Below are 22932 nucleotides of genomic sequence, written 5' to 3'. Positions count from 1 at the left end.
TGAAAAATGACCAAATAACAAAAAATAGGAAACATGAATAATAAAGTAAAAAAAAATGCAAGGAATAATTTTGCGGAAATTGTCATTCTATACATATTAATCACCCTTATTTTTATTTAAAATAATACATAAATAAAAACAAACTTGAGAACAAGTCTATTCTTGACGTAATCATGCAAATAAATTTAATTTCTCATTTAACTTTAGGGTAATAATGAAATAACAACAAATATTTAATACAATAAAATCAATAAACCAATAATAACCTACCAAACAAGCCATCTAATGATGGTCATTTTATAACTACTTATAAATACATAGATCAATAGAAGTAAAAAAGGGTAAATAGAAAGCTATTTACCCTTACAACCTAATCGTTTAATAATGAAACTAACTGCCCGGCGTGAAATAAATTGGTGAACCTGGTCCTACTGGCAGCCCCAAAATAAATACCCAGACAATAAAGAACAGTGACCATCCAATAAAGAAAATAATGGAGTATGGCAACATCATTGAAACTAAGGTACCAATTCCAGCATCTTTCTTATATTTGACAACGATTGCCATAATCAATCCAAAATAACTCATCATTGGCGTAATAATGTTTGTCACAGAATCACCAATACGATATGCAGCTTGGATAGTTTCAGGGGAATAGCCTGCCAACATTAACATCGGAACAAATATCGGCGCAGTCACCGCCCATTGAGCAGAAGCTGATCCGATCATCAAGTTAATAAAGGCGCATATCAGAATAAAGCCAACAAATAATATTCCACCGTGTAGGTCAATGCTATTTAAGAAATTAGCGCCTTTGACCGCAATAACTTGCCCAATATTTGTCCATCCAAAGAATGCAACGAACTGTGCTGCAAAGAAAATGATGACTAAATAGAGACCCAAGGTGCTCATTGCGCTTGCCATCGCATCAACCACATCTTTATCACTGCGCATGGTTTTTGCAATATAGCCGTAAACAATCCCTGGAACCGCAAAGAAAATAAAGATAAACACCACAATCGCTTTTAAGAAAGGTGAATTACTCACTAACCCAGTTTCTTGATTACGTAAAATTCCACTTTCCGGCACCACCATTAAGGCTAATACTGCCGCTAACCCCCAGAAAGTCACCGATGCCCAGAACAACGCTTTTTTCTCAAGCGGCGTCACTTCAGCTGAAGCTCTGAGCTTATCTTCATCTTCATCAACACCACCGCCCTGATAGGGACCTAACTGTGGCTCAACAATTTTTTCGGTGATGAAGTAACCCAAAATAGTAATCAAGAACGTACTGGCGAACATAAAATACCAGTTCGCTTCTGCACCGACGATATACGTCGGGTCTATAATTCGTGCGGCTTGCTGTGTGATCCCAGACAATAACGGATCAACTGTTCCTAACAATAAGTTTGCGGAATACCCACCGGATACGCCAGCGAATGCCGCTGCCAACCCTGCAAGTGGATGGCGACCTAATGAATGGAAAATAATTGCGGCAAGAGGAATCAGCACCACATATCCCAACTCTGCGGCAGTATTCGACATGATTCCAGCAAACACAATTGCAACAGTCGTTAATTTGCGAGGCGCTTTAATCACAATTAGACGCATTGCAGCGGATAATAGACCTGCACGTTCCGCAATCCCCACACCTAACAATGCCACTAATACCGTACCTAATGGAGCAAATCCGGTAAAGTTGGTCACGACATTGGAGAGAATTTTACGAATACCCTCAGCATCTAATAAACTCACAATGTGAATGATTCCGTCTTCAGCGCGACCTTTCGCGCCTTCAGGACGAGGATCAGGAACACTAATACCAAAATACTGACCGACTGCTGAAGAGACTAATAAAATCCCAATTAAGATAATGAATAGAATGACAGGGTGTGGCAAGGCATTACCCAACCACTCAACCGTACGTAAAAAACGGCTACCCTCTTGTTTTTTTTGCTCCATATTTTCTCCTTATAAACAAGAGAAATGGACATTACACAATATTTTTTGCTTCACCTAATCACAAATACACAATTTCAAACCAACAAATTTGATACAATTTGAATACATAAACTAATAATTACTAGATGGATAATAAAATAACAGCATTAATTTTGTTAAATTTTATTTATGTAATAATCAAATTTTATAAAAATTAAATATCAGTAAATATAAAAAATGTGGTCAAGTTAACATTTTAATAATATTAATGTGCTATTTTTTATTATTTAATACTATCAAAGTATCAAATTTAGTCGGTTTTATTTCATTTAATTTGTCTAATGCACATTTTTACAATACCTCAAAATCTGTGTCATTTACCCACTATAAAAAAACCATTAGCCAGATTAATGTGCGTTTCTCATTCATACTAATCAACGTTATAATTCATGCTTATTGACAACAGAGCGAACAAGCATGTCTGTAATTGATCTTTGGGCCGAGCGCCATATTCAAGACGCCTTAAACAAGGGAGAATTATCCAATCTCAATGGTGAGGGTAAGCCTTTGCAGCTTGATGATGATAGCCTCGTTCCTGAGGAATTAAGGGCGGGATATCGTATTCTCAAAAATTCAGGGTATCTACCTGCTGAATTACAGCAGAAAAAAGAAGCGCTCAATTTATGCCATATGTTGCAGCAACTCTCTACCGATGACCCTAATTATGTGGCTATCAACAAACAGCTGGCATTACTTGAGTTAAAACTCAAACAAGCCAATATCAACACCGATTTTTTATACGGAGAGTACTCCGTGACAATTTCGCAGCATTTAGAGTCTAAATAACGTCACATCAGGGATTTTAGGCGATATTCCAACGGTGTTTTACCGTAAAATTTACGGAATGCGTGGCTAAACGCTGAATGGGAATCGTACCCGACAAGAGTGGCAACGTGCTCAATGGTTTGATTAGTTAATAATAAACTTCCAGCAGCTTCCATCCGTTTTTGTAATAGAAACTGCATGACTGTGCCCCCAGTCTCTGCTTTCATTTTACGCTGTAATGTACTGACAGACATATAAAATGCAGAGGCAATATCCTCGCAGCTTATGGGTAAATGCAGACGTAATTCAATCCAGTGAGTCAATTCATCAATCCAACGATTTTCAGGCGTTAACTGGGCTAATAATAGACGTGCGACGGCAAAGTTCTGTTCAGGTGCTTGAGGAAAATGCTGTAACCAATTCAATAACCCTATCGCAGCAGGCGTGAGCGCGAAGTGGGTCATTCGCTCACTTAATGCCCACTGTGCTGTTGCTGGCATTTCCAATACATAGTTTTGATTACCTTTTTGCCCACTAAAGGCATGACTCTCACTCGGAGGGATCACCACCCCCTGACCCGCATTCAATAGCCAGTGTTGGCGATGCATATTGATTTCCATCGCGCCAGATACGGCAAATACCACCTGCCATTGCCCATAATGTTGATGAGAAATAACCTCTTGAGAATATTGGCGATAATGCAGTTCAGGTAATAACAAGGTGAGCTCCTACTGGGTGGCATACAGTAGGAGTATAACGGTTTTAATCAAGAAAATGCAGCCTTACGGCTTAAGCAAGACGAGAACCATTCGGCACGGGTAAATTAAATTCCGCTAATACAATCGCCCCTGTTTCATCTGGTGCTCCCGTAATTAACACTTCAGATTTTATGCCGGCAATACGTTTAACTTCAAAATTACACACACATAAAACCTGTTTTCCAATTAAACTTTCGGGGGTGTAATGCACCGTAATTTGTGCACTTGAGCGTTTAATGCCTAATTCTCCTAAATCCACATCCATGACATAAGCGGGCTTCTTCGCTTTACTGTTCACTTCCGCACGAATAATGGTGCCAATACGCATTTCAACTTTCGTAAAGTCATCCCACTCAATAATTTGCATATCTCATTCCTAAATTAAACGATAGTCATACGTTAAATTAGCATAGGATAGACAATGACTCTTAGCGTTAAACATTCATTTTATGTTGTGAAACCGTCATTGATTATCACCTGAAAAAACAGGCAATAATCAATGGGTATACGAGAGATAAAACCGAAGATTACATCGTTGAGAAGGTGTTCATAATAATACCGCCAGAGATAATTAATCCCATCGCGAAGACAGCAGGCACATCGGGTTTCTGCTTATATAAAATCATCGAAACTAACGTTACACCAACAATACCAAACCCACACCATAAAGAGTACGCAACACCCACAGGGATATATCCCATTGCACGAGTTAACGCAAAATAGCACAAACAGTAAGCCACAATCACTAAAATGGATGGACCTAATTTACTAAAGCTGTTGGTTTTTTTGATCATCGATGTCCCTGTAATCTCCGAACCAATCGATAATGCCAACCATAAAAATCCAGTAAACATACTATTCCTCTCTTCTTATTAATGAGCGACGTTGTTAGTTGAAGACAGTGACGCTTCTGAATTTTCAGCTGGTTCAGCCTCATCAGCCCCCATCTTAGAAAACAAGTTCATAATCACGATGCCAGACGCAATGACCCCCATTCCGATAATTGCCGCCATATCGGGATGCTGCCCATAAAAAAGCATACCTAAGGTAGAAACCATTAAAATGCCCGTGCCTGACCAAGTGGCATATGCTAATCCAACTGGAATATATTTCACTGCGCGAGAAAGAGAGTAATAACAAATAACATACAGAATCACTATCAGACCTAATAATAATGATTTGGTTGTTCCTTCACTATTATCGAACATTTTCAATGTGGATGTTGCTGAGGTTTCAGAAATAATCACCGCCAGCATCCAAAGCCATGATTTTGCTTTAGAAGACATAGATAATACTCCTACATAGATAGACGTTTAAAATATTAAATTGAAATGAAATCTATTTTTTTAGAGACTTTAAATAATCTATTGCTGAATCTGTTAATTTACTTTTATTTAGAGAGTATTCCTTTGGGTCATTCATTACTTCGTTCAAAGTAATATAGCGATTCTGATTAACTTTATTTTCACTCGATGCCTCATCATTTCTAATGAGTATTTTATTTTCAATATTATTAAATGTATCGAATTGAATACCTAATGAGATAGCCTTATTTATATTCTCTTTAATTAGGTCGTTATACTGTTCATTTTTATTCAAACCTAATATCTGGTTTAAATCACTATCAGGACAACAATGATATTTCAGCGCCAAAATAGGAATATTTTGAGAGAGTGCATGTAAGATAATTTCACTTTCTTCGCTAACGGATAATCCATTCACAACGTCACTAACGACCTTACTTCCCAGAAAAGGTAAAAACACACAATGGAATTCAGCCAGCTTGTCTACACTAAAGGTATTAATATCAAATTGTTGTCCGATTTCTTTCCATTGGTTCCCTGTCGATTGGTTTCCTGTCGATTGCGTTAACATTTCCTTGGTGGCATAGAAAGAAAAAGACATCGAGGATAACGACAATAAACGTTGATACACCGCCTGTTGATAAGCTTGGCTAGGGGACAATACCACTAATACTCGCTGTTTCAGCTGTTGCAGTACCTGTGACACTATCTGCTCAATTATTTTTTCGTTCATCTTGCCACCGTTCGCTAAGTATTTAGCTGACAACAAAAACACTGTCATTATTGCGTAACCCTGCTGCATTCGCTTCATCTGTATCAATATGAAATTCCAGAGAAAATCGTGCATCGACTCGAATAACAACTTCATCAAATACGAGGCTACGCTCACCCTCAGTGCGCACACATACCCGCTGTCCATTAACGACATTGAGCGCGCGAGCATCCATCAGGTTCATGTGAATATGGCGTTGGGCACAAATCACCTGTTCCGAGAGATTAACGTACCCAGCCGGACCAATTAACAGCGCATTTCCTGACTCATTTAGATCCCCAGACTCACGCACTGGTGCTTTAATGCCAAGCGCAAAACAATCGGCTTTCGAGACCTCAAGCTGAGTTTTGGGTCTTGTTGGTCCTAATACTCGCACTTTACTGATCGACCCTTTAGGTCCAACCACCATCACACACTCTTTTGCCGCAAATTGTCCCGGTTGTTTCAAATCTTTAAATGGCGTGAGTTGATAACCTTCACCAAAAAGAACGGTGACGTCCTCTTGCGAAAGATGAACATGACGGTTAGAAACGCCCACCGAAATAGCGATAGGACTCTCCATTATTGCAGCAGAGTTTGGCACGGCTAAGCGAGACAGAATTTTCCCCATTAGCTGCTGGTTTATCATGATTTCTTCCCTTTACGAACTTCCGCTTTTGGCTCTACAACAACATGATTTTCTAGCGTTTCGACAGAAGACTCACGCACTGACGCTTCACGACATTGCTCAATTTCACTCGCGGTATTCTTGGCAGATAACAGTTGAGTGATCACACTCTCCTCAGGGCGAGCAATCACTAGCGTACCTTTTAATAAATTTTGATGGCTGACAACCGATGCACCATGATCAACCGCTGTTCTTACTGCACTAATTTCCCCTTGAAAACAGACAGAAACTAAGCCAGAACCAATTTTACGATAACCAACAATCTCAACACTTGCCGCTTTACATGCCGCATCGGCAGCTTGTATTGCCGATGTCAGTCCGTAAGTCTCAATGACACCTAAACTTTTCATCTTTCTCTCCTACTTAGTGACGAACCAGTTGAATATCAAAATCGAATGTTTTAAAGAAAGCCTCTAATTGATCTAACTCTTCAACGCTGTAGGTTGGATCTTTCTTGATGGGATAAATCATATCGAGCTTGTCGTATTTCCCACGGCCAAGCTGGTGATAAGGTAAGATATCAATTCGATTTAAATTACCGCGTTTCGACAATTCCATGGCGTACTCAATTGCGCCAGTTATGGCATCAAAAGAGTCGTTGTATCCGCGAACTAAAGGCATACGCATCACCACATTTGCCCCCAACTCCATTAATCTTTCGAGATTACGGCGCACATTTTCATTACCAATACCAAACAAGTTTTTATGCTCAACGGTATCGATATGCTTCACATCGAACAAGAATAGGTCGACAACTTCGGCTAACCTTTCATAATTGGCGAGTGACGTTGTTCCTTGAGTTTCAACGGCTGTATTGATCATCATCTTTTTACATTCACGCAGAAGTTCCACAGCAAAGTCAGTCTGTAAACTCATTTCACCGCCACCAATCGTGACACCACCGCCAGAGGAAATATAAAAATCGTAATCCTGCATAATGATGTCCATCATTTCAGAAACCGCGACATCTTTTCCCATAATGTCTAATGCATCAGAAATGCACACTTCCTCACATTTACGGCAGCCAATGCAGTCAATACTGCGATTCACGCGATGGACAGCTTCCCCTTGTTCATTGGTTGTCATGTAATGGATACCTGTCGGGCAGACATCCACACATTTCCCACATCCCACACATTTGTCGTGGGAAAACATCACTTGAAATTGGCTACTGAGCCCTTCAGGGTTAGCGCACCAAGGGCAACGAATATTGCATCCTTTGAGAAAAATCAGGGTACGAATACCATCACCGTCATAAATTGAGTATTTCTGGATATTAAATATCCGCCCTCTGATTTCTGCCGCTGTGTTCATCATTGCATCTCCAAAACAGTTTCAAACTTATTGTTTTTATTATGATGGGTAGGGAATAGCTATCTATCCCCACCCAGATTGGGTTTAGAACTTCTCAATCACGGTACGGCTAATGATTTCGTCCTGAACCTCTTTACACAATTCAACGAAGTAAGCACTGTAACCAGCAACACGAACGATTAAGTCACGATATTTCTCAGGTTCTTGCTGTGCTTTTTTCAGCATTTCGTTATCAACGTAGCTGAACTGCATTTGACCGTTACCCAAAATGGATGCCGTTCTTAACAAGGTGATTAATCCATTGCGGCCTTCTGGCGTATCCAATAAGCCTTTTAAGAACTTAAAGTTATGCACCATCCCGATATTCATCGTTTCCACGTTCATCTTACTGATAGATTTAATAATTGCCGTTGGTCCTTGTTTATCCGCCCCTTGAGTTGGGCTAATCCCATCTGACAGCGGCATCCACGCCAAACGACCATTCGCAGTCGCGGCAGTTAACTCGCCAATCGGTGTGTTGTTAGAAATGGATAATGTGCCGTGACTCAATGTGGAATACAGCATGTCGTATTTACGACACTCACGTTCAGTCCATTCAGTAATGTCTAAAGCATATTGGTCAACATAGTTGTCATCATTACCGAACTTAGGTGCATTCAGGCAATCACGACGTAACTCTTCATAACCTTCAAAGTTGGCAAGCAGGCCATCGCGCACTTGCTCTAAGGTATAGCGACCCTCTTCATAAACCACTTTGCGAATAGCCGCCATTGAGTCAACGTAAGTTGCTAGACCAGAGAAAATCAGCCCTGGGCCGTGGTTAATCATTGCACCACCCGCCGCAACATCTTTCCCTTTCTCCATACAGCCTTCCACCAGCAAAGACATCAATGGCTTTGGCGCGACATCACGGTGAACACGCTGACTGATGACCGTACCAATCGCAGATAGGCGAACAATATGGGCAATTTGCGCTTTCACCGCGTTATCGAAATCTTCAAAGGTTTTCAGGTTACGCAGATCCCCGGTATCTAAGCCTTGGTGGCTATCAAACAGCACCATCCGACCACGATTCAGAACAAATTCAATCGCAATAGGCCATTGTGTGTAACCCGTTGATGTCCACTGATAAATTCGACCTGATTTTTGTGGTTCCACGCAACCCATTAAGCAATAGTCGCGCGCATCTTCGAAATCAAAGCCTTTACGTAGCATCATTTTGATATGGGAATCGTCAAAGTGGCAGGCAGGGAAGCCCATACCGGCTTTCACCACATCTACGATTTTTTCCATATATTTTTGCGGAGATTGGTTGTGAATACGGCATGCTAATGATGGCTGATAAACTTTAACGAAACGGACTGCATCCATAATTAAGTACGTTAAATCGTTACATGCATCACCACCCGAGCGTTTTTGACCACCCACAGTTAAATTGATAAACGGCTGATATCCAGCGAAATATTTAGCACCCAGCTCACTGGACATCCACATTAATTCCGCACATTTGATGATAAACGCCTGCATCATTTCCAGTGCTTGGTCTTGGGTTAAACGACCCGATTGAATATCGCTTTCATACATTGGGAAACAGTATTGGTCTAAACGACCTAATGACAATCCAGTTTGGTTTTCTTCAATTTCAAACAAGGATTCCACAGTCCAAATACTTTGCAGCGCTTCTTGCAATGTTTTTGGTGGGTTCGCTGGGACATTTTCGTTCACTTGAGCAATTGTCAGTAACTCTTCACGACGTTTCTGATCTGTCTCTTGAGAAGCCAGTTCACGAGCATGTTCAGCGATACGATGCGCATAAGCCACCACACCCTCACAGGTTTCAATCGAGGCTTTATAGAAATAGATGCGGTCGATGTCCTCTGGATTTTGCATGCTTAACTCAGCCAGTCTTGCCTGAGCATCCGCTTTAATGCCATTCATGCCTTTAGTGAAAAGTAATACGTCATAACCTGGGCAAGTATCGCCGCCGCCATTGATTTGGTGATAGGACAAGTCACTCACAAAGGTTTCGCCGCTGAATTCCCAAACCCCCGCTTCACGGTATTGCGCTTCACAAATTTCATCCAGAGAACGACCTTCCCAAAATGGCGCGATTTCTTCACGAATCACTTTTTTATCTTCTTCAGAGATCACAAATGGATCTTGTGGGCGAGTGCTCATTGTATCGAGTTCGTCTACCACCCAGCGCCATGCGATATCAGGAGAAAATGCCCCAGCGCGGGCTTTACCGCATGGGTGACCGACAATCAGCTCTTCAGGTTGAATCAAGATAGGTGCGGTTTCACACGCACGACGGAACGCTTTTGCACGCAACAAAATCGGCGGTAAACCTGGATTATTCTTTACCACTTCCGTAAAGGCTAATGCGCGATAGATAGACACGCTTGGACGCGCTTCTAGATAACGGTTACGCAAACGCTGTAAGCGCGGCGTTAACCCTTCCATCACTTTGAATTCATTATCTTGTTGAGCCGTTGGTGCGACATAACTCGCTGAAGCCGCAGAATATTGAGGCTGCGTACTTGCTTGACCGCAATATAAACGGACTTTTAATCCAGCATTAATTGCGCTGATATTTTCATGAGCCGAAAGCATCATCGCGGAAAGTTCGTTGATGCAAACTTGCGGATCATTAAGATAGATACCGCCTTTAAGCGCATCAAACATCGGATAACCATCCATCGCGCGAGTTGCACGGACTTCCGACAATTCAGCCAGTTTCAACCATAGACTTTCAACAATCTCATAAGCCTGTTGTGGCGTTAAGCGACCTTGCTCAATGTCGCGTTGGTAGAATGGATAAACCGCTTTGTCAAAACCCATTGGATTGATGGCATAGCTGCCATTTTCTAAATGCAAAATCAGTTGTAATAAGTAGAATGCTTGGCAAGCTTCTTTAAAGGTTTGCGCGGGTTTTGCGGGTACTTGGCGTAATACTTCTGCACTCTCTTGCAGCTCAGCACGACGATATGAATTCGCCTCTGTTGACGCGAGATTTTCAGCTCTTAACGCTAAAGATTGGGCAAAATGGATAGCAGCATCACAGGCATAAATCGCCGCACGGCAATTATTTGCCTCATCAATACTGTTACGACTGACCGCACTACCAATATTTCTGACGCGATTTTCCAGCTGGTTTTTAATTTCGGCGAATCCCACATTTAACACAACTAAATAATCGGGAGCGGCAATGGCACTATCACCGGCTAAAAACTCATAAATACTCTGGCTGTGCACTTCGTCTTCCGTATGAAAAATAGCACCACGCGGCGTTGAAGACTGGCTACCAATGATCAATTCATCTTGTGCGATAAACGCAGGGAAATGACGAATAAATTCATAAAACTGTTGAGCGGGTTTAATCGCTTGTGGTGCACCCGTCAGTTGGTTTCTCACGGTTTCAAGAATGTTGGCACGTTCGGTAATGATTGAGCAATTACGAGCACTTAAACGTTCAGCCAGTGTTTTTACTCGTGGGGTCAAAGCATATTTGGCCATGTTAGCCTCTCCTGATGTTCTTTCTCGTTCGTTATTCATCACATAAAAAGCGTTAACTATTAAAAAGACTGTCTGTACAGTGCTTCTATCTGCTTTTCATTTACGTCCCGTGGATTAGTCGGAGTGCAACTATCGCGCAATGCTTGTCCAACCATTTCCCCTAAACGGGCATTAAAATCAGTTTCATTGACGCCTGTCGCGTGGATGCCTTTCGGCATATTCATTTCATCTTTCAGTACGTTGATTGCCATGATTAAGCTCTCAACACCTTCACGTACGTTCGATGCTGGTAAATTAAGTTTTTGCGCTAATTCGGCATAACGCTTAGCCGCAGTCGTTTCACAACAGCCTTCCAGTCCTGCGTTAAATGCCACCACTTGCGCCATCAATATTGCGTTGGCACGACCATGAGGAATATGAAACACACCACCTAGTGCATGCGCTAAGCTGTGGGTGATCCCAAGAGATGCATTGGTAAATGCCATTCCCGCAATACACGATGCGTTATGCATTTTTTCACGAGCCACTAAGTTGCTGCCGTCGCGATAGCAATCAATGAGGTGAGCAAAAACTAACTGAACGGCTTTTTCTGCAAGTGCATCTGAAAAATCAGAAGCACTGCGTGACACATACGCTTCTATGGCATGACATAACACATCCATTCCCGTATCTGCGGTGATAGCGGCAGGAACAGATTTCACTAATACAGGGTCTAAAATTGCCACATCGGGCAACATAAACTCATCAACCAATACCAGTTTTTCTGAGTGAGACTTAATCACCGAAAAAGCCGTGACTTCAGAACCCGTTCCACTGGTTGTGGGGATTGCCACAAAATGAGGTTTGGTTCTATGACTGTCTTGGCGGGTATGCCATAAGGAGTAAATAACCGCTTTCGCAGCATCAATAACCGAGCCACCACCCAGTGCAATCACTAAATCTGGGTATTGGCTATCCATGATTTTCATACCCTTCACGATGGATGAAATTTCTGGATCTGGCACCACATCATCGTACAAAGAAAATGAGATACCTTGCTGGGTTAATCGACGAATCACTTCATCGGCTAACCCGAATTTCACCATCGCTTTATCGGTCACGATAAACGCGTGCTGGGCATTCACTTGAGATAAATAATCCAAAGCGTTTGCACCGAATTGCACTCTTGGCTTAATGAAAAACTGGTTCATGCGTTATTTACTCCCTGCCGTCTCGATACACTTTTTCAACAATGGCAACCACGGACATGGCTTTGTATTTGTCTTTGTTCAAAGCGAAATACTCTTCCGCCAAAACAAGGTCATTAATCCCTGCGCCAACACTGTCCACCGCAACAAACGTTTTATCCTTCAACGGATTCAGATCATCGCCAAGTGCCGTGATCATCAGTAAGTTACTACCACTTAGCTCTTGGCATTTCTGCGTTGCGACAACATGTCCAATTACCTTTGCCAAAATCATGATTTACCCGCCTTATCTCAATGAATTACTTATTTAGGCGTCCGAGAACGGCCTTAATAATCTGCTCAACATTCTCTTCCGTGATATCGCCATGAGTCGCAACCGCTTCAGCGATATCTGCATGACTCACCGTGTTAGCAAACCGGTTATCCGTAGCGCTTGAATGACCTTGAATTTTTGCTGGTTGCGACTGACGGAAACGATCATCGTCCAGAATACTGACCGACGACTGACATCCATGAGTTACTGGCGATGTTGAATACGCTGGCGTGTTCACCGGTGCTGGTTGTCTCAAATCATCAATAGAACGGACGCCATAACCGACTTTACGAATGTTGAGTAAATTCATTGGACCGACGTTGTCAGAACTTGAACCTCCTCCAATCGCCCCACATCCTAATGTCAGCGCTGGCGTAATATTGGTGGTTGCCCCAATACCACCTAATGCCGCTGGGGTATTAATCAAAATACGGTTTACGGGTTTTTCGAGGGAAAACTGACGAATAACATCTTCATTTTGCGTGTGGATCACCAGCGTGTGCCCCAAGCCTTCATTTGTCAGCAAATCGACAACGCGGTGGCATGCAGAGCGCCAATCTTCTTCAACGTACATCCCTAAGATTGGGCACAGTTTTTCGCGTGAATACGGATTTTTCGGTGAGACAGTATCTTGTAATGCAATTAATACTCTCGTATTAGCTGGAACACTAAAACCTGCACGTTGACTCAGCGTAATCGCATCTTTCCCCACGACATCAGGGTTAATGGTGCCATTCGCTCTGAGCAGCATTGAAGCCATCCGTTTTGCTTCATCTTCATTCATGAAGTAAGCACCTTGAGCTAATAACTCGCGGTGAACATCGTTGTAAATGCAACGTTCAACAATGATGGATTGCTCAGATGCGCAAATCACACCGTTATCAAAGGTTTTACTGGTAATAATGTCACTGACGGCTTTTTTGATATCAGCACTACGTTCAATGAAAGCAGGACCGTTACCCGGACCGCCACTGATTGTGGGTGTGCCCGATGCATAAGCAGCACGTACCATGCCTTCACCACCCGTTGCCAGAATTAACGAAACGTCTTTGCTGTGCATTAATTCTTTTGTCGCTTCCAATGTCAGCATGGTGACACCATCTACGATGCCCGCTGGCGCGCCAGCTTCCAGAGCGGCTTTTTTAACAATGTCCAGAGTTCTGAAGCTACACGCTTTCGCGTTAGGATGAGGGGAGAAGACGATGGCATTACCCGCTTTCAAGGCAATCAATGTTTTATAGATAATGGTTGACGTTGGGTTGGTCGAAGGCACCAGTGCCGTGATCACCCCTAACGGAACCCCCACATCCATCACTTTATTGATTTTGTCATCATTAATGATGCCAACTGTTTTCAGATCTTTAATATGTTCATACACACGCACTGATGCAAACGTGTTTTTCAGGACTTTATCTTGCCACTTCCCAAAGCCTGTTTCTTCGTTCGCCATTTTTGCTAACTCTTCTGCATGGCGCGCAGATTCTGTTGCAATGTGTTTAACAATACTGTCAATTTTCTCCTGCGAAAAAGTCGCAAAGGTTTTTTGCGCTTGTTTCGCATTTCTAACTAGCTCTCTTGCCAGTTGTCTGGATTGCAGATCTTTATCTAATGCAACCATGTCTTCCCCCGTACCGGAGTCAAAAGATTAAACTTACTAATTTGTTGTTTTTTCTAATGCTTCTAATGATTAAGCTTTGTGTTGCTGCGCGATTTTGCCGATATCATTATGTGGTCTTGCGATCACTCGAGACGTAACCACTGTACCGACACGTTTCGCCGCTTCTACACCAGACTCAACCGCTGCGTTAACTGCGCCCACATCGCCTTTGACCATGGCAGTCACAAGCCCTGAACCCACATTTTCATAGCCGATTAATTCAACATTGGCGGCTTTGCACATGGCATCAGCAGCTTCAATACATGCCACTAAACCTTTGGTTTCAATTAAGCCAAGAGCTTCTTTCATAAGTAAATTTCCTATTTATTCTGCGACTTTATACTGAGAGACAATTTTCTGGATGTCGCTATGTGGACGGGCAATAACCAGAGAGGTCACTACCGTGCCAATGCGAGATGCAGATTCAACGCCAGAATCAACGGCTGCTTTCACCGCACCAACATCCCCTTTCACCATGGCGGTGACTAACCCAGAGCCCACATTTTCATAGCCAATCAACACCACATTTGCGGCTTTGCACATCGCATCAGCGGCTTCAATACAAGCAACTAATCCTTGTGTTTCAATAAGACCTAATGCATCACCCATGATTTCCCCCGAAAACGCTATGCTTTATGCTTAATCACAATTTTGTTGATATCGTTATGTGGACGGGCGATGACTAACGACGTCACCACTTCACCAACACGCTGTGCTGATTCAACACCTGAATCGACTGCCGCTTTTACTGCGCCAACATCACCTTTCACCATGGCAGTCACGAGACCAGAACCCACGTTTTCATAGCCGATAAGCTCGACGTTAGCGGCTTTGCACATCGCATCAGCTGCTTCGATACAAGCCACCAAACCTTTTGTTTCAATAAGTCCTAATGCATCACCCATTGTTGTTTCCTCCAAGGAAGCCGTTACGTTTTTCTTTACTCCCAGCGCCTAAGAGCCATTCCCCAAAATGCTGATGCCTCTTAACTGTGAGTAAACATTTATGCCAATTGAGTCTGCGTGGTGATTAATTGAACGCAGCTTTTGGCTTCAAAATCACTATAATCCCCAAAAAATAAAACAAAATATAAATCCATGACATGAAGATAATTAGAATAAAAAACTACAACTCATAATTGCTAGCTTAAAAATTCACACGTCCATGCTGAAAAATGAGAAAATTCACGTTTCAGTCCGGTAAGAAAAAAAAGCGATAAATACACTTGGTGGGTTTATTGAGGAGATTGTTAACAAGATATGATTGAGCTGATGCTAGAAGGTAATTTGGTCAATAATAAGTGTGGTTTGCCTCACGCGGGGACCAGGGGTCAATGGTAAATAGGGGCTAAGAACAGAAGATGAACGGGAGAATCACTGTATTCCACAACGTGTGGCTGGATGTTAACACTCCATGTCATGCAGTAACGTTGTTATTCGTGCAGTAAAAACTGTCGCAGCGTGTTAGAGAAAATGGTGTGGTAAACCGATGAGGGGAAATGTGTAGATAAGCACCCTAGCTACGTAGGTTATCAATTAAACTTGCTACCTAACTTAGGCGTGCAGATAAACAGGGGGGAATTAATCGAACTCAAAAGCAGTGCTTTATCATTGAGTTTTTGGGCATTAATAAATAAGCCATCATGGCTATCAGACATTTCTCGCATAAAATAATCGAAAATCACATCGGGGGATTCATCAATCGAGGAAGCACTGGCTTCCCAGTGGCTAATATTATAGTGCCGCTCAGTCGGCGAAATGCGTTTGCTGGTGTATTTAAATTTCACATATCGTTGTAAATAAAGCCATCCTGCACTGGACGTCGTATAGCCCTCAACAACAATTGAGCCTTCGCCATTTGCACCAAAATTAAAGTGAATATTCCCGTTAACGTTTTCATCCTTCATATTTTCAAAGCGCATAATGCCTTTCGTTGAACATGCCATTTCACCGGAATTTTTATTGGATAGCACAACCGATTGGGTATAAATCACCACACCTGTAAAAATTAGCGCACTCAAGACACATAATAATTTTCCGGATATTTTCATTATGGCTTCCAAGAATAATAAAAATAATTATCACAATAACTAAATGGATTAGATTCATTCGCCGCACAGTGGGCAAGAAAGACCCTACCCAACCCATTTTTTTGTAATTTGTCCCCGTAGAAGAAGACAAAACGCTCTTTATCATTACATACGAGATTTAAATTTTTTCTAACTTTATCAAAGTTTTGAACATAGTTATCTGCAACAACACCGTTGATCATTTTCTCATTCGATAACACATCACAGCTGGCGTGTTCTAATGTTGGCAAAATCATGGGAGCAGAAGGCTGAGATGAAAAATAGCTCATCGTCGCCAACAAAATGGCGCAACACAAAAAAGCGGCACTGGCTAAATACCAACAAATTTCCCGTTTTTGTTTTGATATTGCATGAGGTAATGGATCTGAAGGCGATTCGGTAGGTTTAGTTTCTGAGGAGGGAGCCAGCATCACTTCCGCTTTTTGTATTTGACTTAAGCTATTTAACAAGTGGGTCGTATTGAGCGTTTCTTCATCAAGTACTTCCAACAAAACCTCAGAGTTAAACTCTAATCGCCCACGCGCGACGGTGACAATGATATTTTCAATGCCGTATTGTCGAAACGTTTTTCTAAGCAAGCTAATGTATTGGTTTAAATTACTATTTGAAGACACTAGTCCATTATCATCCCAAATAGCTTTAAGCACTTCATCACGGGAAACGATGCCTTTTTTTTGGATCAGATAGAATAACAGGGCATTTGCAGTGATGGATAACTGAGTATCCACCTCATCTTTTTTTAAAGATAAAGTGCCATCAACGGCATCATAAATAATGAAGGCATTGATCTTATATTTCATTATCGCCTCATTCTATTTTTAGACGTACTTTCCCTTGGAAAACTAATGCATCTCTTCAAATGAAATTTGGGTTAACCGTTGAATGATTGCATCACGCTCTTGACGTGATAATGTAGGACCTTCCGTTAACGCGGATAGCCACAATCCATCGGCGGCATAGCGCACTAAAGCCCCCAAATAGCCATTATCAAACGCATCACCTTGGGCTAAATGCCCTATCATCCAATCACGCCAGCATTTCCGCAAAACAGGTTCTGTCGGCATCGCCAATGATAAAAGTGCGAGCTGAAAACTTTCATCGGAGTCTTTTAGCTCGCCAACATAGTGCAAATAGGCGCGAGAAAATCGCCCATAAGGATCAGAATCATTCGCCATAATGGCGGCAATACGCACATCCATAATGTCTAATAGCTGGATAAACAAAGCATGAATCAGTTCTTGTTTACTGGGGAAATGATGCATCAGTCCCCCTTTGCTCACACCGGCTTCTCTGGCAACCGCATTGAGTGAAAGCGCTGCAATACCTTCTCGACCAGCGATTACCCTAGCTGCGTTTAGCAGCTCTTCTTGTCGTTTGATTGGATCTTTTTTTCTTGGATGCGCGAGTGTGTTCATGGGGATGAATAATACCGACTGGTCGGTATGTTCTATTTTGACTCGTATCAATGAAGAGAATATTGAGAGGAATTAAATATGAATAGTGTAATTAACTTCACAGTATTTCTGTTTAATCGTTAAAAAACATAAAGTTAATTTTAAAATATAAACAAATACTGTAATGAATTATCGACGGTTTATCATTGGCAAAATTAAATTTAACTTAATTTAGCTTTAGTGAATTTTATTATGCTAAATTATTAAAGATATTCCTATTCCAAAGAAAATATGCGAATTCATTGTATTTTCACAACATAAGAAGAGGTTTTGATTATGTCCAATCAGTATAATATCGGTGTGGTTGTCGGTAGTTTACGTGCTGACTCTTACAATCTAAAAGTCGCTAAAGCCATCACTAAATTATTCCCATCTAATTTCACCTTTAAATTTATCAACATTGCCGATTTACCTCTCTATAACCAAGAAGCCGACCAAAATGTTCCTGCGGTAGTGGCTAATTTTAAGAGCCAAATAAAAGCGTCTGACGGTATTATTTTCGCCACACCTGAGTATAACCGTTCAATGCCTGGTGTATTAAAAAATACGATTGACCAAGGTTCAAGACCTTGGGGTGATAACTCATGGGATGGCATTCCTGCGGGCGTATTAGGCGTTTCTATTGGTAATATTAGTACGGCAATCGCCCAGCAGCATTTACGTAATAGCCTCGCATTTTTAAATATGCCGACGATGAATCAACCTGAGTGTTATTTAAAATGGTATGACGGCATGGTTGATGACCACGATAATATTTCACCAAAAAGTAAGGACTTCTTACAACCTTGGGCAGATAATTTTGCCAAATTTGTTATCCATAATAGTGCGCGTTAATCACTGATTTTATGTATGAAAAAGGCATCACCAAGGTGATGCCTCTGACCATTTCAAAACAGAACCGAAATTAGCGCCCTGCTTTCAGCTTTTGGAAATACTCTTCATACAGAATATTGGTATTCCCCACATCGCTTTGCCATTCCCCTTTTTTCAATACCTCTTCCGATGGGTACAGAGATGGGTCATTGGCGATTTCCATAGGCAGTAATTTTTTCGCTTCTAAGTTTGGCGTCGGATAACCAATAGACTCCGCTACTTGTGCCGCAATTTCTGGGCGTAATAAGAAGTCGATAAGCTTATGAGCCCCTTCTACGTTTTTAGCATTCGCCGGAATCGCTAGGCTGTCCATCCAGAAAATACCCCCCTCTTTTGGCCACACAACTTCAATCGGTAACCCTGCTTGTCTCGCGACAAATGCGGAGCCGTTCCACAGCATACCCACATCCACTTCCCCTTCAATGTACGGAGTCGCAGGGTTGTCAGAGTTAAACGCCAGAATGTTTGGTCGCAATTTTTGCAGCTCGTTATACGCTTCTTCGATCTGTTTTGGATCAGTGGTATTACCGGAATAGCCTAATTTTGTCAGCGCGACTTGGAACACTTCGCGGGCATCATCCATCATCAGTAAGCTGTTTTTGTATTCCGGCTTCCAAAAATCTGCCCATGAAGTGACGGACTTAGGATCAACCGCATCACCATTAATCCCGATACCCGTTGCCCCCCAAATATAAGGTACTGAGTAATCGTTATTTGGGTCGAACTCTCTGTGGATAAGGTTTGGATCGAGGTTTTTAAAGTTAGGCAGTTGTGACTTATCAATCTTTTGTAACATGCCTTCTTTACTCATTTTGTCGATAAAATAAGTCGATGGCACCACTAAATCGTAAGCCCCTTCTTTGTAGGTTTTCAATTTAGTGTACATGCTTTCATTTGATTCATAGGTGGAGTAAATCACCTTGATGCCAGTTTCTTTAGTAAATTGCTCTAATAAACCGGGGGGAACATATTCTGTCCAGTTATAGAAATACAGTACGTTTTTGTTATCGTCAGCGGCTGTTGCCGTGCCAATGCTTGCAGCCATTAAACCTGCGGCTAGCAGATAGGACCATTTTTTCATCACTGATTTTCCCTCAACAAAGTGCTTTTTATCTATCTTAATAGGCTTCGCTAAAGCCTACCCTCTCGCCTGATGGCATGGAAAGATTGGGTGCTGACAGCACCCACCAAGTACAACTTAACGTTTTGATGGCTTAGCCACCGCATTTTTACCGTGTTTGTCGCGCATCACCCACTGGCTGAGGCACACCAAAATCAACGACATTAATAACAAGACCGTTGCTAATGCATTCACTTCAGGGGAGACCCCCACTTTAACCATCGAGTAAATTTTTAACGGTAAGATTTCATAACTTGGACCCGTCACAAAGGAAGAGACCACCACGTCATCCATCGATAAAGTGAAGCTCAGTAACCACCCAGCAACAATGGCGGGTAATGCTAATGGCAGGATGATTTTACGTAAAATCGTAAATTCCCCAGCGCCAAGATCTCGGGCGGCTTCTAACATTTTCACGTCAAAATCTTTCAATCTGGCGTACACCGTCACCACCACAAAAGGCAGGCAGAAAGTAATATGTGAAAATAGCAGTGACCAAAAACCTAATGAAACCCCAAGGATCATAAACAGCACCAGCAACGAAATTGCCATCACAATATCAGGAGACATCATGACCACAAACAGCATTCCGCCGACAAAAGGCTTGCCTCTAAAACGATAACGAAAGAGTGCCACAGCGGTTAATGTGCCGATAATTGTCGCAAATGTCGCTGAAAGTACCGCCATTGTTAATGAATGCCCAGCCGCCTCAAGCAAGCTGTCATTATTGCTCAGTAACTCATACCACTTAGTCGAAAAGCCTTGCCACTGGATCCCAAAACGCGATTCATTGAATGAGTTCACAATCAGAATAATGATTGGAATATAAAGATACGCGTAGATGGTGGTCATAAAGCCACCACGCAAAATACGTCCGATCATTCTTCATACGCCTTTTTATTCAAAAGCTTAGCAGCTCGGTAGTACACATACAGTAGCAGCCCCATCATCACCGTGAGGAAAATACTGGTTGCCGCCCCAAACGGCCAATCGCGAATATTCAAGAACTGGCTCTTAATGACGTTACCAATCAGCAGGTTTTTCGCCCCGCCCATTAAATCCGCCACGTAGAACAGCCCCATTGCTGGCAGCAACACTAATAAGCAGCCCGCAATAATTCCCGGCATGGTCAGTGGAATAATAATCTTCACAAAAGTTTGGCATTTATTGGCGCCCAAGTCTCGCGCCGCTTCTAAGTAGGATTTATCCAGCTTTTCAATACTGGAATAGAGCGGCATCACCATAAATGGCAATAAGATATAGATTAAGCCCAATACCACCGCTTCTGGGGTATACATTAATTTCAGCGGCTTATCGATAATGCCAACCCACAGTAAAAAGTCATTCAAATACCCCTTGGTACTTAAAAAGACTTTTAACCCATAGATTCGAATCAATGAGTTAGTCCAAAATGGCACAATCAGCAGAAACAGCATTAACGGCTGGATGCGTTTAGGCAACCTTGCCAAAATAAACGCAAAAGGATAGCCAATCACAAGACAGAAAAATGTGGCGATTAACGCCATATTTAATGAATGTAGCATCACTTGGGCATACATCGGATCCGACAAGCGGATATAGTTGTCCCAAGTGAAGACCAAATCCACCAGATTCGTATCACTGCGTGTGAAGAAACTGGTACCAATAATCATTAAATTTGGCAGAAAAACAAAGAGTAGCAGCCAAGCGACAACACCGGTGATAATCACATTCTGCAAGATTTTATGCTTACGAATGATCATCCAGAACTACCTCCCAGCTTTCAACCCAAGTCACTGCAACTTTTTGGTTAAGCGAGTGGTCGACATCAGGGTCATCTTCGTTGAAAAACTCGCTGACCATAATAATTTTGCCATCTTCCATCTCAACCACTGAGTCTAACGTCATACCCTTATAGTTACGTTCTCGTACGTAACCAATCAGCCCAGGATGATTATCGGCATCGTTAACTTCTTCGACACGTAAATCTTCGGGACGCAGTAAAACGTTTAAATGCTGACCTTCGGTGACCGATAAATCGGTAAAAATATCACATTCATGCCCTTCAACATTGGCACGAATTCTTTGCTCATCAATACGATGCAATACTTTTGCATCAAAAATATTGATTTCACCGATAAATTGAGCAACAAACAGGTTTTTTGGCTCTTCGTAAATTTCACGCGGCGTGCCATCCTGCTCAATTTTGCCTTCACGCATCACAATGATACGGTCAGACATCGCGAGTGCTTCTTCTTGGTCATGGGTCACAAAAATAAACGTGATACCGAGCTTGCGCTGTAAGGCTTTCAGTTCATTTTGCATCTGTTTACGCAGTTTATAATCCAGCGCCGATAAGGACTCATCCAAAAGCAGTACTTTCGGGCGATTCACGACTGCACGGGCAATTGCCACACGTTGCTGTTGACCACCAGAAAGTTGATTCGGCATACGCTCTGCAAAATCAGCCAATTGCACCATATGCAAGGCTTGTTCCACACGTTTTTGAATGTCAGCTTTCGGCGTTTTTTGCATACGCAAGCCAAATGCGACATTTTCAAATACGGTCATATGAGGAAATAATGCATAGCTTTGGAAAACAGTATTCACGAAACGTTGTTCCGCAGGAATATCTGTAATGTCCTGACCATCAAGAATAATTTGACCGTCATCTACATCTTCTAATCCAGCAATCAGACGCAAAACTGTCGTTTTACCGCAACCAGAAGGTCCCAAAATGGTTAAGAATTCGCCATTTCGGATGGTGAGATCAAGCTCAGAAATAATTTGTTTGCCATCAAAACCTTTATTTAAAGATTTTAATTCGACGAGTGGTGTGAGAGAAGTTGTCTCAGTCATTTATAATACACTCTATCCCTAGGAATAATGCAGATAGAACCGCCACCGTTAAAGACTGTTAAGCCCCCAGGAGAACCCCAGCAAAGCCCAAAACCAGTAGCGCCATTTTAATAAAACTATAAGGGCTGCATAATAAACACTGTTAATGAAAATTGAAAGCCATTTTCAACACTTTGTTTGCCTTTCATTATGAATTTAAAACAAATAAAAGCGATTTATGATGAAAATAAGTGACATTGCCCTATTTTTCATAGCTTTCCGCTTAACTATTATTTTTCATTATAAGACTTAAAATAATAAAACC

General features: G+C 41.9%; 25 protein-coding genes. 2 read left to right on the top strand and 23 right to left on the bottom strand.

The features are described from left to right. Nucleotides 1–390: 390 nt before the first annotated feature. Nucleotides 391–1962: an AbgT family transporter gene (locus PSF16_RS12165; RefSeq protein WP_006658515.1), complete on the bottom strand. Its 1572-nt coding sequence runs from the start codon at nucleotides 1960–1962 to the stop codon at nucleotides 391–393. Between the two features lie 456 nt (nucleotides 1963–2418). Between PSF16_RS12165 and PSF16_RS12160 the strand changes: the two genes are divergently transcribed. Next, entirely contained in the window at nucleotides 2419–2787 is a 369-nt protein-coding gene (locus tag PSF16_RS12160; protein ID WP_272689315.1) for a DUF1992 domain-containing protein, read from the top strand. A 2-nt stretch (nucleotides 2788–2789) separates the two neighbouring features. Here PSF16_RS12160 and PSF16_RS12155 read toward each other — a convergent pair whose 3' ends face one another. The 18 genes from PSF16_RS12155 to PSF16_RS12070 form a co-directional block, all read right to left on the bottom strand. Continuing rightward, nucleotides 2790–3485, bottom strand: a complete 696-nt coding sequence (locus PSF16_RS12155; protein WP_272689314.1) for a helix-turn-helix transcriptional regulator — start codon at nucleotides 3483–3485, stop codon at nucleotides 2790–2792. A 70-nt stretch (nucleotides 3486–3555) separates the two neighbouring features. Beyond that, complete coding sequence (locus tag PSF16_RS12150; RefSeq protein ID WP_006658512.1) at nucleotides 3556–3891, bottom strand: tRNA-binding protein; 336 nt, start codon at nucleotides 3889–3891, stop codon at nucleotides 3556–3558. A gap of 160 nt (nucleotides 3892–4051) precedes the next feature. Further along, on the bottom strand, nucleotides 4052–4378 hold the full coding sequence (locus tag PSF16_RS12145) for a DMT family transporter (RefSeq protein ID WP_006658511.1): 327 nt from the start codon (nucleotides 4376–4378) through the stop codon (nucleotides 4052–4054). Between the two features lie 18 nt (nucleotides 4379–4396). Then, nucleotides 4397–4810: a DMT family transporter gene (locus PSF16_RS12140; RefSeq protein ID WP_006658510.1), complete on the bottom strand. Its 414-nt coding sequence runs from the start codon at nucleotides 4808–4810 to the stop codon at nucleotides 4397–4399. A gap of 52 nt (nucleotides 4811–4862) precedes the next feature. Then, nucleotides 4863–5630: a hypothetical protein gene (locus PSF16_RS12135; protein WP_272689313.1), complete on the bottom strand. Its 768-nt coding sequence runs from the start codon at nucleotides 5628–5630 to the stop codon at nucleotides 4863–4865. Continuing rightward, nucleotides 5584–6228 (bottom strand): phosphate propanoyltransferase, encoded by a 645-nt coding sequence (locus PSF16_RS12130; RefSeq protein WP_272689312.1) that lies wholly within the window; start codon nucleotides 6226–6228, stop codon nucleotides 5584–5586. The genes PSF16_RS12135 and PSF16_RS12130 overlap by 47 nt, the downstream gene beginning before the upstream one ends. Next, complete coding sequence (locus tag PSF16_RS12125) at nucleotides 6225–6617, bottom strand: BMC domain-containing protein (protein ID WP_006658507.1); 393 nt, start codon at nucleotides 6615–6617, stop codon at nucleotides 6225–6227. The genes PSF16_RS12130 and PSF16_RS12125 overlap by 4 nt, the downstream gene beginning before the upstream one ends. 13 nt (nucleotides 6618–6630) lie before the next feature. Further along, nucleotides 6631–7581 (bottom strand): choline TMA-lyase-activating enzyme, encoded by a 951-nt coding sequence (gene cutD / locus PSF16_RS12120; protein WP_272689316.1) that lies wholly within the window; start codon nucleotides 7579–7581, stop codon nucleotides 6631–6633. Nucleotides 7582–7665: 84 nt separating this feature from the next. Beyond that, a complete protein-coding gene (gene cutC, locus PSF16_RS12115; RefSeq protein ID WP_112859995.1) occupies nucleotides 7666–11097 on the bottom strand; it encodes a choline trimethylamine-lyase in 3432 nt (1143 codons plus the stop codon). Nucleotides 11098–11156: 59 nt separating this feature from the next. Next, a complete protein-coding gene (locus PSF16_RS12110) occupies nucleotides 11157–12287 on the bottom strand; it encodes a 1-propanol dehydrogenase PduQ (RefSeq protein ID WP_036967521.1) in 1131 nt (376 codons plus the stop codon). A gap of 7 nt (nucleotides 12288–12294) precedes the next feature. Beyond that, nucleotides 12295–12558, bottom strand: a complete 264-nt coding sequence (locus PSF16_RS12105) for a EutN/CcmL family microcompartment protein (RefSeq protein WP_006658503.1) — start codon at nucleotides 12556–12558, stop codon at nucleotides 12295–12297. Nucleotides 12559–12583: 25 nt separating this feature from the next. Further along, on the bottom strand, nucleotides 12584–14215 hold the full coding sequence (locus PSF16_RS12100; RefSeq protein ID WP_036963337.1) for an acetaldehyde dehydrogenase (acetylating): 1632 nt from the start codon (nucleotides 14213–14215) through the stop codon (nucleotides 12584–12586). Between the two features lie 69 nt (nucleotides 14216–14284). Next, nucleotides 14285–14563 carry a BMC domain-containing protein gene (locus PSF16_RS12095; RefSeq protein ID WP_006658501.1) on the bottom strand — a complete coding sequence of 93 codons (279 nt, stop codon included), beginning with the start codon at nucleotides 14561–14563 and terminating at the stop codon, nucleotides 14285–14287. A gap of 15 nt (nucleotides 14564–14578) precedes the next feature. Next, nucleotides 14579–14863, bottom strand: coding sequence for a BMC domain-containing protein (locus tag PSF16_RS12090; RefSeq protein ID WP_006658500.1), 285 nt, complete (start codon nucleotides 14861–14863; stop codon nucleotides 14579–14581). A gap of 17 nt (nucleotides 14864–14880) precedes the next feature. Then, nucleotides 14881–15159: a BMC domain-containing protein gene (locus PSF16_RS12085; protein WP_004249182.1), complete on the bottom strand. Its 279-nt coding sequence runs from the start codon at nucleotides 15157–15159 to the stop codon at nucleotides 14881–14883. A gap of 626 nt (nucleotides 15160–15785) precedes the next feature. Further along, nucleotides 15786–16304 (bottom strand): FidL-like protein, encoded by a 519-nt coding sequence (locus PSF16_RS12080; RefSeq protein WP_006658498.1) that lies wholly within the window; start codon nucleotides 16302–16304, stop codon nucleotides 15786–15788. Next, nucleotides 16304–17143: a transcriptional regulator gene (locus PSF16_RS12075; RefSeq protein ID WP_272689311.1), complete on the bottom strand. Its 840-nt coding sequence runs from the start codon at nucleotides 17141–17143 to the stop codon at nucleotides 16304–16306. Before PSF16_RS12075 ends, PSF16_RS12080 begins: the two co-directional genes overlap by 1 nt. A gap of 42 nt (nucleotides 17144–17185) precedes the next feature. Then, complete coding sequence (locus tag PSF16_RS12070) at nucleotides 17186–17758, bottom strand: TetR/AcrR family transcriptional regulator (RefSeq protein WP_272689310.1); 573 nt, start codon at nucleotides 17756–17758, stop codon at nucleotides 17186–17188. Between the two features lie 315 nt (nucleotides 17759–18073). Between PSF16_RS12070 and PSF16_RS12065 the strand changes: the two genes are divergently transcribed. After that, the gene (locus PSF16_RS12065) at nucleotides 18074–18631 is read left to right on the top strand and encodes an NADPH-dependent FMN reductase (protein ID WP_272689309.1); all 558 of its coding nucleotides are present in this window, start codon (nucleotides 18074–18076) and stop codon (nucleotides 18629–18631) included. Nucleotides 18632–18701: 70 nt separating this feature from the next. Here PSF16_RS12065 and potD read toward each other — a convergent pair whose 3' ends face one another. The 4 genes from potD to potA all read right to left on the bottom strand — a co-directional run bounded on the left by potD (nucleotide 18702) and on the right by potA (nucleotide 22628). Next, complete coding sequence (gene potD, locus PSF16_RS12060; protein ID WP_272689308.1) at nucleotides 18702–19751, bottom strand: spermidine/putrescine ABC transporter substrate-binding protein PotD; 1050 nt, start codon at nucleotides 19749–19751, stop codon at nucleotides 18702–18704. 117 nt (nucleotides 19752–19868) lie between these two features. Then, nucleotides 19869–20672 (bottom strand): spermidine/putrescine ABC transporter permease PotC, encoded by an 804-nt coding sequence (gene potC / locus PSF16_RS12055; protein WP_006658493.1) that lies wholly within the window; start codon nucleotides 20670–20672, stop codon nucleotides 19869–19871. Next, entirely contained in the window at nucleotides 20669–21532 is an 864-nt protein-coding gene (gene potB, locus PSF16_RS12050; protein WP_006658492.1) for a spermidine/putrescine ABC transporter permease PotB, read from the bottom strand. The genes potC and potB overlap by 4 nt, the downstream gene beginning before the upstream one ends. Beyond that, nucleotides 21519–22628 carry a spermidine/putrescine ABC transporter ATP-binding protein PotA gene (gene potA / locus PSF16_RS12045; RefSeq protein WP_006658491.1) on the bottom strand — a complete coding sequence of 370 codons (1110 nt, stop codon included), beginning with the start codon at nucleotides 22626–22628 and terminating at the stop codon, nucleotides 21519–21521. The genes potB and potA overlap by 14 nt, the downstream gene beginning before the upstream one ends. Nucleotides 22629–22932 lie beyond the last annotated feature (304 nt).

The sequence above is a fragment of the Providencia sp. PROV033 genome (genome assembly GCF_028484855.1).
In the GTDB taxonomy this organism is placed as follows: Bacteria; Pseudomonadota; Gammaproteobacteria; order Enterobacterales; family Enterobacteriaceae; genus Providencia; species Providencia alcalifaciens.
The sequence above is the reverse complement of the archived record's forward strand: the minus strand, read 5'-3'. Positions and strand labels throughout refer to the sequence as shown.

What these genes read in the sequence shown, in the direction of transcription:
- PSF16_RS12075 (WP_272689311.1), bottom strand. Translation starts at nt 17,143, where the DNA reads ATGAAATATAAGATCAATGCCTTCATTATTTATGATGCCGTTGATGGC.
- cutD (WP_272689316.1), bottom strand. Translation starts at nt 7,581, where the DNA reads ATGAACACAGCGGCAGAAATCAGAGGGCGGATATTTAATATCCAGAAA.
- PSF16_RS12135 (WP_272689313.1), bottom strand. Translation starts at nt 5,630, where the DNA reads ATGCAGCAGGGTTACGCAATAATGACAGTGTTTTTGTTGTCAGCTAAA.
- PSF16_RS12090 (WP_006658500.1), bottom strand. Translation starts at nt 14,863, where the DNA reads ATGGGTGATGCATTAGGTCTTATTGAAACACAAGGATTAGTTGCTTGT.
- PSF16_RS12140 (WP_006658510.1), bottom strand. Translation starts at nt 4,810, where the DNA reads ATGTCTTCTAAAGCAAAATCATGGCTTTGGATGCTGGCGGTGATTATT.
- PSF16_RS12085 (WP_004249182.1), bottom strand. Translation starts at nt 15,159, where the DNA reads ATGGGTGATGCATTAGGACTTATTGAAACAAAAGGTTTGGTGGCTTGT.
- cutC (WP_112859995.1), bottom strand. Translation starts at nt 11,097, where the DNA reads ATGGCCAAATATGCTTTGACCCCACGAGTAAAAACACTGGCTGAACGT.
- PSF16_RS12145 (WP_006658511.1), bottom strand. Translation starts at nt 4,378, where the DNA reads ATGTTTACTGGATTTTTATGGTTGGCATTATCGATTGGTTCGGAGATT.
- potC (WP_006658493.1), bottom strand. Translation starts at nt 20,672, where the DNA reads ATGATCGGACGTATTTTGCGTGGTGGCTTTATGACCACCATCTACGCG.
- PSF16_RS12165 (WP_006658515.1), bottom strand. Translation starts at nt 1,962, where the DNA reads ATGGAGCAAAAAAAACAAGAGGGTAGCCGTTTTTTACGTACGGTTGAG.
- PSF16_RS12150 (WP_006658512.1), bottom strand. Translation starts at nt 3,891, where the DNA reads ATGCAAATTATTGAGTGGGATGACTTTACGAAAGTTGAAATGCGTATT.
- PSF16_RS12070 (WP_272689310.1), bottom strand. Translation starts at nt 17,758, where the DNA reads ATGAACACACTCGCGCATCCAAGAAAAAAAGATCCAATCAAACGACAA.
- PSF16_RS12110 (WP_036967521.1), bottom strand. Translation starts at nt 12,287, where the DNA reads ATGAACCAGTTTTTCATTAAGCCAAGAGTGCAATTCGGTGCAAACGCT.
- potA (WP_006658491.1), bottom strand. Translation starts at nt 22,628, where the DNA reads ATGACTGAGACAACTTCTCTCACACCACTCGTCGAATTAAAATCTTTA.
- PSF16_RS12160 (WP_272689315.1), top strand. Translation starts at nt 2,419, where the DNA reads ATGTCTGTAATTGATCTTTGGGCCGAGCGCCATATTCAAGACGCCTTA.
- PSF16_RS12095 (WP_006658501.1), bottom strand. Translation starts at nt 14,563, where the DNA reads ATGAAAGAAGCTCTTGGCTTAATTGAAACCAAAGGTTTAGTGGCATGT.
- PSF16_RS12130 (WP_272689312.1), bottom strand. Translation starts at nt 6,228, where the DNA reads ATGATAAACCAGCAGCTAATGGGGAAAATTCTGTCTCGCTTAGCCGTG.
- potD (WP_272689308.1), bottom strand. Translation starts at nt 19,751, where the DNA reads ATGAAAAAATGGTCCTATCTGCTAGCCGCAGGTTTAATGGCTGCAAGC.
- PSF16_RS12100 (WP_036963337.1), bottom strand. Translation starts at nt 14,215, where the DNA reads ATGGTTGCATTAGATAAAGATCTGCAATCCAGACAACTGGCAAGAGAG.
- PSF16_RS12105 (WP_006658503.1), bottom strand. Translation starts at nt 12,558, where the DNA reads ATGATTTTGGCAAAGGTAATTGGACATGTTGTCGCAACGCAGAAATGC.
- PSF16_RS12065 (WP_272689309.1), top strand. Translation starts at nt 18,074, where the DNA reads ATGTCCAATCAGTATAATATCGGTGTGGTTGTCGGTAGTTTACGTGCT.
- PSF16_RS12125 (WP_006658507.1), bottom strand. Translation starts at nt 6,617, where the DNA reads ATGAAAAGTTTAGGTGTCATTGAGACTTACGGACTGACATCGGCAATA.
- potB (WP_006658492.1), bottom strand. Translation starts at nt 21,532, where the DNA reads ATGATCATTCGTAAGCATAAAATCTTGCAGAATGTGATTATCACCGGT.
- PSF16_RS12080 (WP_006658498.1), bottom strand. Translation starts at nt 16,304, where the DNA reads ATGAAAATATCCGGAAAATTATTATGTGTCTTGAGTGCGCTAATTTTT.